The 15,103-nt window shown below is 61.0% G+C and carries 14 protein-coding genes and 1 tRNA gene; 11 read left to right on the top strand and 4 right to left on the bottom strand.

All coding sequences use genetic code 11. From position 1 onward, the window contains the following. Positions 1–117 precede the first annotated feature (117 nt). Genes yfiR through yfiB form a run of 3 tightly spaced genes read left to right on the top strand, consistent with a single transcriptional unit; the run spans position 118 to position 2,443 of the window. Positions 118–684, top strand: a complete 567-nt coding sequence (yfiR, locus tag AC0T4W_RS02130) for a regulatory sequestration protein YfiR (RefSeq protein WP_476315542.1) — start codon at positions 118–120, stop codon at positions 682–684. Further along, entirely contained in the window at positions 681–1,940 is a 1,260-nt protein-coding gene (gene dgcN, locus AC0T4W_RS02125) for a diguanylate cyclase DgcN/YfiN (RefSeq protein ID WP_476315539.1), read from the top strand. Before yfiR ends, dgcN begins: the two co-directional genes overlap by 4 nt. 26 nt (positions 1,941–1,966) lie before the next feature. Next, on the top strand, positions 1,967–2,443 hold the full coding sequence (yfiB, locus tag AC0T4W_RS02120; RefSeq protein ID WP_476316056.1) for an outer membrane lipoprotein YfiB: 477 nt from the start codon (positions 1,967–1,969) through the stop codon (positions 2,441–2,443). Here yfiB and folK read toward each other — a convergent pair whose 3' ends face one another. Together folK and folB are read right to left on the bottom strand one after the other, a co-directional pair. Continuing rightward, entirely contained in the window at positions 2,444–2,983 is a 540-nt protein-coding gene (gene folK / locus AC0T4W_RS02115; RefSeq protein WP_476315536.1) for a 2-amino-4-hydroxy-6-hydroxymethyldihydropteridine diphosphokinase, read from the bottom strand. Further along, positions 2,974–3,330: a dihydroneopterin aldolase gene (gene folB / locus AC0T4W_RS02110; protein WP_476315533.1), complete on the bottom strand. Its 357-nt coding sequence runs from the start codon at positions 3,328–3,330 to the stop codon at positions 2,974–2,976. The genes folK and folB overlap by 10 nt, the downstream gene beginning before the upstream one ends. A 74-nt stretch (positions 3,331–3,404) precedes the next feature. Here folB and plsY point away from each other — a divergent pair, with 74 nt between their 5' ends. Then, positions 3,405–3,974, top strand: a complete 570-nt coding sequence (gene plsY, locus AC0T4W_RS02105; protein ID WP_476315530.1) for a glycerol-3-phosphate 1-O-acyltransferase PlsY — start codon at positions 3,405–3,407, stop codon at positions 3,972–3,974. A gap of 35 nt (positions 3,975–4,009) precedes the next feature. On the opposite strand, the gene tsaD is transcribed toward plsY, so the two are convergent. Then, a complete protein-coding gene (gene tsaD / locus AC0T4W_RS02100) occupies positions 4,010–5,035 on the bottom strand; it encodes a tRNA (adenosine(37)-N6)-threonylcarbamoyltransferase complex transferase subunit TsaD (protein WP_476315527.1) in 1,026 nt (341 codons plus the stop codon). Positions 5,036–5,239: 204 nt separating this feature from the next. On the opposite strand from tsaD, the gene rpsU reads away from it, so the two are divergent. The 7 genes from rpsU (at position 5,240) to AC0T4W_RS02065 (ending at position 14,130) form a co-directional block, all read left to right on the top strand. Next, complete coding sequence (gene rpsU, locus AC0T4W_RS02095; RefSeq protein WP_003296736.1) at positions 5,240–5,455, top strand: 30S ribosomal protein S21; 216 nt, start codon at positions 5,240–5,242, stop codon at positions 5,453–5,455. Positions 5,456–5,617: 162 nt separating this feature from the next. After that, entirely contained in the window at positions 5,618–7,594 is a 1,977-nt protein-coding gene (gene dnaG / locus AC0T4W_RS02090; RefSeq protein ID WP_476315523.1) for a DNA primase, read from the top strand. Between the two features lie 67 nt (positions 7,595–7,661). Beyond that, the gene (gene rpoD / locus AC0T4W_RS02085) at positions 7,662–9,506 is read left to right on the top strand and encodes an RNA polymerase sigma factor RpoD (protein ID WP_476315520.1); all 1,845 of its coding nucleotides are present in this window, start codon (positions 7,662–7,664) and stop codon (positions 9,504–9,506) included. A gap of 105 nt (positions 9,507–9,611) precedes the next feature. Continuing rightward, entirely contained in the window at positions 9,612–13,346 is a 3,735-nt protein-coding gene (locus AC0T4W_RS02080) for a bifunctional diguanylate cyclase/phosphodiesterase (RefSeq protein ID WP_476315517.1), read from the top strand. Between the two features lie 15 nt (positions 13,347–13,361). Continuing rightward, positions 13,362–13,438, top strand: a tRNA-Ile gene (locus AC0T4W_RS02075). Positions 13,439–13,726: 288 nt separating this feature from the next. Beyond that, complete coding sequence (locus AC0T4W_RS02070; protein ID WP_476315514.1) at positions 13,727–13,987, top strand: helix-turn-helix transcriptional regulator; 261 nt, start codon at positions 13,727–13,729, stop codon at positions 13,985–13,987. Between the two features lie 2 nt (positions 13,988–13,989). Then, positions 13,990–14,130, top strand: a complete 141-nt coding sequence (locus tag AC0T4W_RS02065; protein WP_476315511.1) for a hypothetical protein — start codon at positions 13,990–13,992, stop codon at positions 14,128–14,130. A 214-nt stretch (positions 14,131–14,344) separates the two neighbouring features. Here AC0T4W_RS02065 and istB read toward each other — a convergent pair whose 3' ends face one another. After that, positions 14,345–15,100, bottom strand: coding sequence for an IS21-like element helper ATPase IstB (istB, locus tag AC0T4W_RS02060; protein ID WP_476315508.1), 756 nt, complete (start codon positions 15,098–15,100; stop codon positions 14,345–14,347). Positions 15,101–15,103: the final 3 nt, after the last annotated feature.

The raw sequence follows: 15,103 nt of genomic DNA, 5'->3' as shown, positions 1-15,103 counted from the left end.
CGCATAAATTTTGACGCCAAAATCTAAGCACATGAGTTTTACTTAAAAGAGCCTGCCGCGCACCGCGCCATCGCGCGATGCATTGACGCCGAACAGGCCACGCCGGAGACCTTCACCTTGTACTTGAATCGTCCAATGTTTATGCGCGCCAACCGAAAAACGCTCTGCTGCACCCTGCTGGCACTCTTACCGGCGTTGACTCAGGCCGAACCGAGCGACGCGAACAGCGCTACGCTGCGCGCCACTCAGGTTGCTCATGTGGTGCACGGTATCCTCAGCTATGCGCGCTGGCCGCAACCACCACACCCCTTGCGCCTCTGTGTAATTGCACCCACTGAGTACGCCGACTTGCTGTGGCAGAACCACGAGCTGGAGTCCCGCCAACCGGTACAGGCTAAACGCCTGCTGATTGACAGCCCTCTGCTGGAAACCGACTGCGAAGCCGTCTACCTCGGAGTGATCGAGGATAGCCAGCGGATTGCCCTGGTCGGCCGCCTGGTTGGCAAACCCATCCTGACCATTAGCGAAACCAGCCAGGCTTGCAGCGAAGGCAGCCTGTTCTGCCTGAACATCAGCGATGAGCATGTGGGGTTCAAGGTCAACCTCGACGCCGTCGCGCGCAGCGGCATCCGCATTCATCCCAACGTGCTGCAGCTGGGCAAGCGCGCAGGACCGCAACCATGAACCGCAGAAAGCCGGAAGTCGCCCAGCGGCGCCCAAGCCTGCGCCGCCTGCTGCATAACGCCCACCTGCGTGTCGCACTGCTGGCCATGGGTCTGACCAGCCTGTCGCTGACCCTGGTTAGCCTGCTGGCGCTCAGCACCTACGCAAGCCACAACCTGCAACTGATCGCCCGCTCTCTGGCCTACACCCTAGAAGCCGCCGTGGTGTTCAACGATAAGGCAGCAGTGCGCGACGCCCTGGAACAGATCAGCAAGACAGAAGAAATCGCCCAGGTGGCCGTCTTCAATAAAGATGGCCAGCTTCTCGCCAGCCTGGACGCACCCAATAACACCATACTCAATAGTGCCGAACAATCGTTCGCCCGCCTGCTGCTACCGGATGTGGTGATTCAGCCCATCACCTACCAAGGCCAGCAGATCGGCGCGCTGCACCTCAGCGGCCAAGGCACCACCTTGCTACGCTTCCTCCTCGGCGGCCTACTCGGACTGCTAGCCAGCCTGGCGCTTAGTGCACTGGGCGCGACCTATGGTTCCAAGCGCATACAGCGGGCGATCACCCAGCCGCTGCGCAACCTGTCGCAGGTGGCGCACAACATTTCCGTGGAGCGCACCTTCAACCAGCGCGTGCCGGCCACCCATATCGCCGACCTCAACGAGCTGGCCGAGGACTTCAACGCCCTGCTCGACCAACTGGAGGCCTGGCAGCACCAGCTGGAGCGCGAAAATGCCTCGCTGGCGCACCAGGCCAGCCACGACGCCCTTACCGGGCTGCCCAACCGCGCCTTCTTCGAATCGCGCCTGCTCGGCAGCATGCGCGAGGCTCGCGATAGCAAAACGCAGATGGCGGTGCTGTTTCTCGACAGCAACCGCTTCAAGGAAATCAACGATCAGCTCGGCCACGCCGCTGGTGATGCCGTGCTGATCACCATTGCCCAGCGCCTGCGCGCCCAATTGCGTGAAGGCGATACCGTTGCGCGCCTGGGTGGCGACGAGTTTGCCGTGCTGCTCAAACCCATCCACCACGAAGATGATGCGGTACTGATCGCCGACAAGATCATCGACAGCATGCATGCCCCCATCGCTCTGCCCGAAGGCGGCAGCATCACCACCTCCCTGAGCATCGGTATCGCCCTCTACCCGAAGCACGCCGATAACCCCGAGGCACTGGTGCACGAGGCCGACGTTGCCATGTACCACGCCAAGCGCAACCAGGGCGGGCGAACCGTAGCCAAAAGCCAGGACTCACTTACCAACTGAAAAGGAGCCTCAACGTGTGCAGATTTATGCGATTGATCTTTATCGGTGTGCTGGGCACGGCACTTCTCATCAGCGGCTGCCAAAGCACACCCAAAGGCCTCAGCGCCGAACAGGTGGCCCTGCTCAAAAGTCATGGTTTCCAGTGGACCGAAGACGGCTGGGAGCTGGGTCTCTCCGGCAAAGTGCTGTTCGACACCGACTCGGAAGTTGTCTCCAGCGCCAGCAACGCGCAACTGACGCAAATCACCCAAGCGCTGCTTGGCGTCGGCATCCAGCAGGTGCGCCTGGAAGGCCATACCGACAATGTTGGCCAGCCGGCTTACAACCAACAGCTGTCCCTGCGCCGCGCCCAGACGGTGGCAGCGGTGATGCAAGGTGCGGGAATGGATGCGCAATTGATTGCGACGTACGGCATGGGCCAGAGCAAGCCGATTGCCGACAACTACACCGCCGAAGGACGCAGTGAGAACCGCCGCGTGGCGATTATCGTCAGTACACCCTGATCAGGGCTTGGCCGGAAACTCGGCGCCCAGCGCCGGTGGCGTCAGCTGCTGCTCGCGCCAGCTGAACGCCACCGGCCACAGCTGCTGGTCAATCTGCGCCGCCTGCCAAAGCTCGGCAAAGCTGCGCTGCTCACCCGGATGCAGTGCATCGGGCACCAATAAGGCCAGCGGCCAGAGCACAAAAGCGTTCTTGAGGATTTCCGCACGCGGCAGGATCAGCCCGTCGAAGTTGCCGAGCAGATCACCGTACAGCAGCACGTCGATATCCAACGGTAGGCCTTTACGATCCGGTGCGTAGCGGCCGTTGTCGGCCTCGATAAATTTCAGTCGCCGATCCAGCTCATCCAACGGCAGCTCGCTGTAACCAGCCACCACCAGGTTGAAAAACGGCCCGCTTTTGATGCCCACGGCCTGGCTTTCAAACACCGGTGAGCAGCGCATGTCACTGAGCAGACTGGCAAGCGCATCGAGGCCGGCGCACAGGTGCGTTTCGCGGCCAATATTGCTGCCCAGACCGAGTAGAACCGGAGTTAGCGACATCCGCGCTCGATCTCCACACCTACACCACCGCTGGCTGCCGGCACTGCACCGGGCTTGGTCAGTTTTAGCCGCACCCAAGGGATCTGGAATTCATCCATCAACAGCTGCACCAGCCGCTCGGCAAAAGTTTCCACCAGGATAAACTGCGACTCGCTGGCAAACACCTGTATCCGCTGCGAGACCTTGGCGTAATCCAGCGCCTTGTCCAGCTCATCACCGGCGGCGGCGGGACGGTTATCCCAGCCCAGGTACAGGTCCAGACGCAAACACTGGCGAATGGTGCGTTCCCAGTCGTAGGCACCGATCACCGTATCGACTTCCAGACCCTCGATAAAAACTGTGTCCAAGCACGCTCTCCGTGGCACGACAAGGCTGCCGCACCTAGTTAGAATCAGGGCTCCCTTGCCCCGGAATGGATACCATGTTTTGGCTGTTGGCGACCCTCGCCTACCTGCTCGGCTCGCTGTCCTTCGCCATTGTGCTCAGCCGTTTAAGCGGCGGACCAGACCCGCGCGCCAGTGGCTCGGGCAACCCCGGCGCCACCAACATGTTCCGCGTCGCCGGCAAACGCCTGGCCATCCTCACGCTGATCGGCGACCTGCTTAAAGGCCTGCTGCCGGTACTGATCGCCAGCCTGCTCGATTTCAACCTGCAGCAGCAAGCCTGGGTCGGCCTGGCAGCCGTTGTCGGCCACCTGTATCCGCTGTATTTCAACTTCCAGGGTGGCAAAGGTGTCGCCACGGCTGCCGGCATGTTGCTGGGCCTGTATCCACCCGCCGCGCTGCTGGCCCTTACGGCCTGGGCCCTGACCTTCTACCTGACCCGCACCAGCTCGCTGGCCGCGCTGATTGCCACACCGCTGACCCTGCCCTTGCTGGCCTGGCAACAACCCGACGCGTTGCTGCCCGTCTGCGCGCTAACAGGGCTGATCGTCTGGCGCCATCGCGGCAATTTACGCGATCTGTTCGCCGGCCGTGAGCGGCATTTCTAAATCGACCGAGTGAAACCGGCTCATCCCGCTCGCGCCTACAGCGCCGGCAGTTGCTCCATCGGCCAACGCGCCTGCACCTTGATGCTCAAATCCTCATGCTGCCCCGCCAACAAGCGCTGGCAGCCGGCGTAAGCGATCATTGCGCCGTTATCGGTGCAGAACGCCGGGCGCGCGTAGAACACCTCGCCCTTCAGCTCAGCAAGCATCTTCTCCAGCGACTGGCGCAGCGCCTGATTGGCACTCACACCGCCGGCGATCACCAGATTGTTCAGCCCGGTTTGCTTGAGCGCGCGCTTGCACTTGATGGTGAGGGTGTCGACCACCGCCTGCTGGAACGCCAGAGCGATGTCGCAGCGAGTCTGCTCGGAGTTGTCGCCCGCAGCCTGGCACTGCTGCCAGGTATTCAGGGTAAAGGTTTTCAGGCCGCTGAAGCTGAACTCCAGCCCAGGGCGATCAGTCATCGGCCGTGGGAATTTGAAGCGCCCAGGCGTGCCGTTCAGCGCCAGGCGGGCAATTTCCGGCCCGCCTGGGTATTGCAGGCCCATCAGCTTGGCGGTCTTGTCGAACGCCTCGCCCGCAGCATCATCCAGGGACTCGCCGAGCAGCTGGTACTGGCCGATGCCATCAACCCTAACCAGTTGGGTATGCCCACCCGACACCAACAACGCGACGAACGGAAAGGCCGGCGGTTGTTCTTCCAGCATCGGTGCCAGCAAATGGCCTTCCATGTGGTGCACACCAAGCGCCGGAATGTCCCAGGCAAAGGCCAGCGCCTGGGCGCAGGACGCGCCTACCAGCAGAGCGCCGACCAGACCAGGGCCTGCGGTATAAGCAATTGCATCAATATCTGCGTTGCCCTTACCGGCCTCGGTGAGCACCTGGCGGATCAACGGCAACATGCGTTTGACGTGATCACGCGAGGCCAATTCCGGCACCACTCCGCCATACACGCGGTGCAGATCAATCTGGCTAAACAGCGCATCGGCCAGCAAGCCACGCTCGCTGTCGTAGAGCGCGACACCGGTTTCGTCGCAAGAGGTTTCCAATCCCAGAACCAGCATGGGCAGTGCCTTGTAGTAGTGGATGCAGCTTCAAAGGCGCGCATGATAATGGCCGCTGGCGCGAGCCGGCCAGCGCTTTTCGATCAGAGGCTTTGCATTCCTCTCGATGAGGCGGTAACATCCGCAACCCTTAAAAACCTACGTTCTCCAGCGCCATCTGCCAGGAGTAACGTTACCCCCGGTAATAAAGAAGGTAAGCCCTGGATGCCAGCCGTCAAAGTTAAAGAGAACGAACCCTTCGACGTAGCTCTGCGTCGTTTCAAGCGCTCCTGCGAAAAAGCCGGTGTTCTGGCTGAAGTTCGCAGCCGTGAATTTTACGAAAAGCCGACTTCCGAGCGTAAGCGTAAAGCAGCGGCCGCTGTTAAGCGTCACGCCAAGAAAGTGCAGCGCGAGCAGCGCCGCAGCGTTCGCCTGTACTAATCGCCGCAGCTTCGCCTGCACGGTTAGCTACAAGCAACGCCTGACGCCCGGCCTAGCCGGGTTTCGCTTTTAGACTCCGCGCCACCTCCGGGTGACGATCGGAGTCTTTTAGTTTTTGCCCGACCTGTTCTGCCCCAGCGCATGACAGTATTCTGAGCGCCTATGGCTGGCCTGATCCCACAGTCTTTTATCGACGACCTGCTCAACCGCACCGACATCGTCGGCGTGGTCGCCTCGCGCATCCAGCTTAAAAAGGCCGGCAAGAACTACACCGCCTGCTGCCCCTTCCATAAAGAAAAAACCCCTTCGTTCAGCGTCAGCCCGGACAAACAGTTCTATTACTGCTTTGGCTGCGGCGCCGGCGGCAACGCCCTGGGTTTTATCATGGACCACGACCAACTGGACTTCCCCCAGGCAATCGAGGACCTGGCCAAGCGCGCCGGCATGGAAGTGCCCCGCGAGGAAGGCGGACGCAACAACAAGCCGCGCCAACCCACCGATTCGCCGCTTTATCCGCTGCTGACCGCCGCCGCCGAGTTCTACAAACAGGCACTAAAAAGCCACCCGCAGCGCAAGGCCGCCATCGACTACCTGAAAGGCCGTGGCCTGTCCGGCGAGATCGCCCGCGACTTCGGCATGGGCTTCGCCCCGCCCGGCTGGGACAACCTGCACAAGCATCTGGCCAGCGACAGCCTGCAACAGAAGGCAATGATCGACGCCGGCCTGCTGGTGGAAAACGCCGAAACAGGCAAGCGCTACGACCGCTTCCGCGACCGCATCATGTTCCCCATCCGCGACAGCCGTGGCCGGGTGATTGCCTTCGGCGGCCGAGTACTGGGCGATGAGAAGCCGAAATACCTGAACTCCCCGGAAACCCCGGTGTTCCACAAAGGCCAGGAGCTCTACGGCCTGTTCGAGGCGCGCAAGCACAACCGCGACCTCGACGAGATCATGGTGGTTGAAGGCTATATGGACGTGATCGCCCTGGCCCAACAAGGCCTGCGCAACGCCGTGGCCACCCTCGGCACCGCCACCAGCGAAGAGCACCTCAAACGCCTGTTTCGCGTCGTGCCCAGCGTATTGTTCTGCTTCGACGGCGACGCCGCCGGGCGCAATGCCGCCTGGCGCGCCCTGGAAGCCACCCTGTCGAGCCTGCAGGATGGCCGCCGCGCGCGCTTTCTATTCCTGCCCGACGGCGAAGACCCGGACACCCTGGTACGCAGCGAAGGCACCGACGCCTTCCGCGCACGCATCAACCAGCACGCTCAGCCGCTGGCCGATTACTTCTTCCAGCAGCTCAGCGAAGAAGCCGACCCGCGCTCACTGGAAGGCAAGGCGCACCTGATGACCCTGGCCGCGCCGCTGATCGATAAGATCCCCGGCAATAACCTGCGCGCCCTGATGCGCCAGCGCCTGAGCGAAATCACCGGATTGTCCGGCGAAGCCCTGCAGCAGATGGCGCCAACCGCACGCAGCAGCCAATCGAGCCAGCACAGCGCACCGCCCAGCGACTACCCGGATCACCATGAGATTCCCGACAGCGCCTATTACGATGTTGAGCCGAGCCGTAACGAATACGAAAACCCAAGCCCCGCGCCACAATTCGAACGCAGCAACGGCAAGGGCAGCTGGAAGAAAGACGGCGGCAAATGGAATAAAAAGGGCCAGGGAGAGTTCGCCCCACGCGCACCGCGCACTGCGGTCAGCGTCGAATCGCCACACCTGAGCGCACTGCGCACCCTACTGCACCACCCGCAATTGGCGCAGAAGGTCGAAGATGTCAGCCACTTCGCCGCCGAAGATGATACCTACGCCCAACTGCTGGTCGCCTTGCTAGGCGCCCTGCAGAAAAGCCCCAACCTGCGCTCGCTGCAACTGATCGCACGTTGGCACGGCACCGAACAGGGCCGTCTATTACGCGCTCTGGCAGAAAAGGAATGGCTGATTTCAGCCGACAACCTTGAACAACAGTTTTTCGACACTATAACTAGTCTTGTAGCCCGCCAACGCGAGCGCAGCCTGGAACATTTGCTGCGCAAAGCCCGTCAAAGTGAGTTGAGCGCAGAGGAGAAAGATCAGCTGCGCAGCTTGCTGAGCCGTAATGTTTCACCGGTAATTCCGAGCCCAACTGGCGCTTAGGGGTGTTACTCGGGTATAATCCGCGGCTTGTTTTTTGCCCGCCAAGACCTTCAGTGGATAGGGTGTTATGTCCGGAAAAGCGCAACAGCAGTCTCGTATCAAAGAGTTGATCACCCTGGGTCGTGAGCAGAAGTATCTGACTTACGCAGAGGTCAACGACCACCTACCGGAAGATATTTCTGATCCGGAGCAGGTGGAAGACATCATCCGCATGATCAACGACATGGGGATCCCCGTACACGAGAGTGCTCCGGATGCGGACGCCCTTATGTTGGCCGACGCCGATACCGACGAGGCAGCCGCTGAGGAAGCGGCTGCAGCGTTGGCAGCGGTGGAGACAGATATCGGCCGCACGACGGACCCAGTGCGCATGTATATGCGTGAAATGGGCACCGTGGAATTGCTGACCCGCGAAGGCGAGATCGAAATCGCCAAACGCATCGAGGAAGGCATCCGTGAAGTCATGGGCGCTATCGCCCATTTCCCCGGCACTGTCGACAGCATTCTGGCCGAGTACACCCGTGTCACCACCGACGGTGGTCGCCTGGTTGAAGTGCTCAACGGCTATATCGATCCGGATGACGGCATCGTTCCCGCTGAAGCGGCTGCGCCTGTCCCAGTTAAAGACGGCGACGCTGCCGAAGAAACTGACGACGACGATGCCGACAGCAGCGATGACGAGGAAGAAGAAGGCGACGGCGGTCCGGACCCTGAAGAGGCCCTGCGCCGCTTCACCGCGATTGGTGACGCCCTTGCCCTCGCCAAGAAAGCGCTGAAAAAGCATGGCCGTGGCAGTAAGCAAGGCATTGCCGCGCTGAAAGAAATGGCCGAGCTGTTCATGCCGATCAAGCTGGTGCCCAAGCAGTACGACGCGCTGGTTGTACGTGTACGCAGCTCCCTGGAGCGCTTGCGCGCCCAGGAACGCGCCATCATGCAACTGTGCGTACGTGATGCAAGGATGCCGCGCGCCGACTTCCTGCGCCTGTTCCCAGGCAATGAAATCGACGCAGAATGGTCCACCGGCCTGGCCAAAGGCAAAGCCAAATACGCTGAAGCTATTGGCAACCTGCAAGGCGACATCCAGCGCTGCCAGCAAAAGCTGTCTGCCCTGGAAGCCGAGTGCGAGCTGACCCTGGCTGAAATCAAGGACATCAACCGTCGCATGTCGATCGGCGAGGCCAAGGCCCGTCGCGCGAAGAAAGAGATGGTTGAAGCGAACTTGCGCCTGGTGATCTCGATTGCCAAGAAGTACACCAACCGCGGCCTGCAGTTTCTCGACCTGATTCAGGAAGGCAACATCGGCCTGATGAAGGCGGTGGACAAGTTCGAATACCGTCGCGGCTACAAGTTCTCGACCTACGCCACCTGGTGGATTCGCCAGGCGATCACCCGCTCGATTGCCGACCAGGCGCGGACCATCCGTATCCCGGTGCACATGATCGAGACGATCAACAAGCTCAACCGTATTTCCCGGCAGATGTTGCAGGAAATGGGCCGCGAACCGACCCCGGAAGAGCTGGGCGAACGCATGGAAATGCCTGAGGACAAGATCCGCAAGGTATTGAAGATCGCCAAAGAGCCGATCTCCATGGAAACCCCGATCGGTGATGACGAAGACTCCCATCTGGGCGACTTCATCGAAGACTCGACCATGCAGTCGCCAATCGATGTCGCCACCGTTGAGAGCCTTAAAGAAGCGACTCGCGACGTACTCTCCGGCCTCACTGCCCGTGAAGCCAAGGTACTGCGTATGCGCTTCGGCATCGATATGAACACCGACCACACCCTTGAGGAAGTCGGTAAGCAGTTCGATGTAACCCGCGAGCGGATTCGTCAGATCGAAGCCAAGGCGCTGCGCAAGCTGCGCCATCCGACGAGAAGCGAGCACCTACGTTCCTTCCTCGACGAGTAACATCAAAACCCCCGGCCCTGCCGGGGGTTTTGCATTCTGGGCAACTACCAAGGCCAGCCAGGCGGTCTACACTTCCTCCTAATTGCCCAGCGAAAGAGCCAACCCATGCCGCGTGTTGCAGCCACCCTCCTGTTGTGTCTGGCGTGCTGGGCCGTGCCTGCCCTCAGCCTTGAGCTGACGCCCGCCGAGCAAACCTGGCTGGCAGAGCATCCGCAACTGAGCCTGGGCGTTGATCGCGACTGGCCACCCTACGAATTTATCGACAACGACGAGCAGTACCAGGGCCTCGCCGCCGACTATGTGCGCCTGATTGAGCAGCGCCTATCGATCACCCTGCGCCCGGCGCCCGCACAGAACTGGAGCGAAGTGCTGGCCGATGCCAAAACCGGCAAAGTGCACCTGCTACCCAGCCTGATGGCCACCCCCGAACGCGAGCAGTATCTGACCTTCACCCGCCCCTACCTCGACTTCCCGATTGTCATCCTGACCCAGGAACAAGGCCCGCAACCGCGCAAACTGAGTGAGCTGCAAGGGTTGAGAATCGCCGTGGTCGACAGCTACGCCACCCATGAGCTGCTGCGCGACAAGCATCCCGAACTGCGCCTCTGGCCGCGCCCCAGTGTGGCCGCTGCCTTGCAAGCGCTAGCCTCTGGGCAAGCCGACGTCATGGTCGGTGACCTCGCCTCCAGCGTCTGGCACCTACGTCAACTCAAGCTTGATGGCATCATCATCAGCGGTCAGACACCTTATCGCTACCAACTGGCCATGGCCGTGCCCAAGGATCAAGCTATCCTGGCCGGCATCATCGACAAGCTGCTCACTGAACTCACCGCGAAGGAAATCGCCGAAATCCAGCAACGCTGGGTCGGCGACCCGATAGACCAACGCCCGTTCTGGCGTCGCCTGCTGCTATTTGGCCTGCCTGGCCTGCTGGCGGCCTTGCTGATCATCTTCAGCATCCTGCGTATCAACCAACGCCTGCGCAATGAAATGCACAACCGCGCCCTGCTCGAAGGCGAACTGCGCAACAGCGAGCAGCACTACCGTGGCCTGGTGGAAAGCCTCAACGCCATCGCTTGGCAGATGGACCCTAGCAACTTTCACTACACCTATGTCGCGCCCCAGGCAGAAAGACTACTCGGCTACCCAGCCCAGGACTGGCTGCAACCCGGCTTTGTCGAACACATCCTGCACCCCGATGACGCGCGCAACGTCCTCGACTATTGCCGCAGCGAAACCCAGGCAGGCCGCGACCACAGTCTGGATTACCGCATGCTCGCCGCTGACGGCCGCGAAGTCTGGGTGCGCGACATCGTCACACTGTCACCACAAGGTGGCAGCCAGATGCTGCGCGGCCTGCTGATCGACATCACCGAAACCAAGCGCACCGAGCAAGCCCTGGCGCTGTCGGAACAGAAGTTCGCCTCGGTGTTCCACAACTGCCCAGACATTATCGCCCTGCTCAACCTGTACGACGGCCGCCTGCTGGCGGTCAATAACACCTTCGAGCAACAGTTCGGCATCAGCGCCGCCGAAGCCATCGGCCAAACCAGCTCAGAGCTGAACCTATGGATCGAACACGGTATTGGCCCGCGTATTCTGGAAATGCTGCGCAAGGGCAATGCCCACAATATCGAAGGCACCTTCCGCCGACGCGATGGCAGCCAGTTCACCGCACTGATTTCCGCCCAGAAGGTCACCCTAGATGACAGCACCACCCTGGTCGTAGCAGTACGCGATATCAGCGAACTGAAGGATACCCAGCAGCGTCTCAAACTTTCCGAAGACAAATTCGCCAAGGCCTTTCACGCCTCCCCCGACGGCTTGCTGATCACCCGCCTGAGCGACGGCCAACTGCTGGATGTCAACGAAGGCTTCAGCCGCATCACCGGCTACAGCATCAACGAAGCAACGGATAGCTCGACCCTGCAGTTGGGAATCTGGGCCAACGCGGACGACCGCACCCGCATGCTCGAGCAGGTACAACAGCACGGTTCGGTACGCGATTTTCGCGCACTTATCCGCACCCGCGACGGCTCACTGCGCACCTGCGAAATGGCGGTGCAACCGATCCCCATCGAAGGCGACACCTGCATACTAACTATCGCGCGCGACATCACCGAGCGCGAACAGATGCAGGAAAACCTGAAACAGGCCGCCACCGTCTTCGAAAGCACCGCCGAAGGCGTGATGATCACCGACTTGCAGCAGCGCATCACTGCAGTCAACCGTGCCTTCACCAGCATCACCGGCTACAGCGAAGCCGAAGCCCTCGGCCAGTCGCCGCGCCTACTCGCCTCTGGCAACCACGACAGCGCGTTCTTCGTCGCCATGTGGCACAACCTCAGCGCATCCGGGCACTGGCAAGGCGAGATCTGGAATAAACGCAAGAATGGCGAGCTCTACCCCGAGTGGCTGACCATCAGCGCCGTGCGTGATAGCGCTGAGCAAATCACCCACTTTGTTGCGGTGTTCGCCGATATCAGCTCGCTCAAGCACGCTCAAGCCAGACTTGACCATCAAGCTCATCACGACCCGCTTACCGGCTTGCCCAACCGCATGCTGTTCGAAGCCCGCCTGCGCGCCGCCCTCGAAGACGCGCACATCGACAAACGCATGGGCGCCGTACTGTTTATCGACCTGGACCGCTTCAAACACATCAACGACAGCCTCGGCCACCCGGTCGGCGACCAACTGCTCAAGAGCATTGCCGAACGGCTGAAAGCCCACCTGCGCGATATCGATACCGTAGCCCGCCTCGGCGGTGACGAATTCATCATCCTGCTACCCGGCCTGCAGCACGACAGCGATGCCGAACTGGTGGCGCACAAGCTGCTCGACTGCTTCAGCCTGCCCTTCCAGTTCGACGAGCAGGAGCTTTTTATCAGCGCCAGCATCGGCATCAGCCGCTACCCGGAGGACGGTGACGATGTCGCCACCCTGGTAAAAAATGCCGACGCCGCCATGTATCGCTCCAAAGCGCGCGGGCGCAACCGCGTGGAGTTGTACACCCGTGACCTGACTTTCCAAGCCACCGAACGCATGGCCCTGGAGCGCGAACTGCGCCGCGCCATCGAGCTGGAACAACTGCAGCTCTACTACCAGCCCAAACGCAGCCTGAGCAGCAACCGTCTGATCGGCGCCGAAGCGCTGGTACGTTGGCATCACCCGGTATTCGGTGAAATCCCGCCGGATCGCTTTATTCCTCTGGCCGAAGAGACCGGCCTGATCATCGCCCTAGGCGACTGGGTGCTGCGCCAGGCCTGCTGGCAAATGCAGCAATGGCAACAACAGCATGCGCCATTCGGCCCGCTGTCGGTCAACCTGACCGGCGTGCAACTGCGCCAGCCGCACCTGCTGGTACGCATCTCCAGCCTGCTGGAGGACAACCAACTGGCCCCGGAGCTACTGCAACTGGAAATAACCGAAAGCTTCATCATGAACCAGGCCGAAGAAGCCCTGAACCTGCTGCATCAGCTGAAAAACCTGGGCATCCAACTGGCCATCGACGACTTCGGCACCGGCTACTCCTCGCTCAGCTACCTCAAGCGCCTACCTGTCGACACCCTGAAAATCGACCAATCCTTCGTGCGCGGCCTGCCCAATGACAGCAACGATGTCGCCATTGTGCGCGCCATCATCGCCCTGGGCCGCAGCATGCAACTGACCGTGATCGCCGAAGGCGTAGAAACCAAAGCCCAAGAACTGTTCCTCGCCGCCGAAGGCTGCGAACAGATCCAGGGCTTCGTCATCAGCCGCGCCATCCATGCAGACGCCTTCGCACAAAACTTCCTCACCCCACGCCATTCGGTTGGCGCTGCCGAGAAGGCACCGGTATAATCCGCCCGCCTCTGAGGGCCCATAGCTCAGTTGGTTAGAGCAGAGGACTCATAATCCTTTGGTCCACGGTTCGAGTCCGTGTGGGCCCACCAACTCCAAAGCCGCGCACTGCGCGGCTTTTTCATGTTCGCGAGAAAAACAGCTAGACCAGCCCTATAGTCCAAAGGTGCAAATTCAGTACGGTGCCGGTACAGCGCTGAGGCGCAGCTATGGGCCTAGTCATGCCAGCTGGTTTGTGGCCTTGAAGCCACAAATGATAACTAACACGCGCATTTTGTAGCCTGTGAGCCACAGCTCAAGCTTGGCAGCACTTGTATAAATGTAGCCCAAGAGCTGCATTTTCAGGCATTACGTCAATTTTTGATGCCCGAGGGCTACAAATGACCTCTCTCTACGATGTTTCCGAAATGCTGAAACAGGCACGCGGTGACGCGAAGCTGAGCCAAGAAGCGCTGGCCAGCCGTGCGGGTGTCTCACGCACCACGGTGGCCCGCATGGAAACATTGGCCAAAGGCGATATGAGCGTCTCCGTACTTGTTCGGCTATTGGAAGCGGCAGGCTATGACCTGAAGCTGGTTAAGGCAGGTCACCAACGCACGGTTGAAGACATCCTCAACGAGCAGCGCTCAGGGAGCGCTTGAGCATGATCCTCGACGTTCACGTCAGCTCAAAGCTGGTGGCCAAGCTCTATCGGGAGCGCGATGAATATGTGCTGAAGTACCTGCCAGGAACAGCACCGGTAGACTTTGTCAGCCTGGTGCCGAAATGGCACCGCTTGAGATAAGCCATCTGCTCAGAGCGGAAAACACCAGCGAACGGTTCGCCGCACTGGTACGGCAATACGCTCGGGTAGCCGTGTCAGGGGTCGTGCCAAAGTTCATTGCCACCGACGCTGCGGATTCCACGCCATTCGGACACTCAGCCCACGCTGATCCGGACACCTGTTCCACGGTCATCCGGACAGGCAGTCGGAGCGCAGCGACGCAGGATATGCATTGTTAGTCTGAGGTGCCCGGCGTCGTCAATTTCTTCGCCCGCCTGCGCATCGACTCTCCCTTCAGGTTGATCCGGTAGGCGTTGTGCACCAGGCGGTCGAGGATGGCGTCGGCCAGGGTCGGATCGCCGATCAGTTCGTGCCAGTTGTCCACCGGCATCTGACTGGTCACGATGGTTGAGCGTTGGCCGTAGCGGTCGTCCAGCAGCTCCAGCATGTCGCGGCGCTGTTCGGTGGTGAACGGTGCCAGGCCCCAGTCATCGAGGATCAGCAGGTCGGTCTTGGCGTAGCTGCTCATCAGCTTGACGAAGCGGCCGTCGCCATGTGCCAGGCCCAGTTCTTCCAGCAGCCGTGGCAGGCGCAGATAGCGCACGCTGCAGCCGTCCCGGCAGGCCTGGTGGGCCAGGGCGCAGGCCAGCCAGGTTTTGCCGACGCCGGTGGGGCCGCCGATGATCAGGTTGAGGCCGTCGCGCAGCCACTGGCCGCTGCGCAGTTGCAGGATCAGCGCCTTGTCCAGCCCGCGCGGGGCGCGGTAGTCGATGTCTTCGAGGCAGGCGTTGTGCTTGAGCCGGGCCTGGCGTAGGCGGCTGCTCAGGCGCTTGTCGTCGCGCTCGGTCAGCTCGCGATCGACCAACAGGCCGAGGCGTTCTTCGAAGCTCAGGCTGTCGATGTCGGGTGTTTTCAGTTGCTCGGCGAGGGCTTTGAGCATGCCGTGCAGGCGCAGGGTTTGCAGCTTGTCCAGGGTCGGGTGAGGCAGCATGGT

The organism is Pseudomonas sp. C7.1 (assembly GCF_056312395.1).
This window is presented reverse-complemented; position numbering and strand designations above follow the sequence as displayed.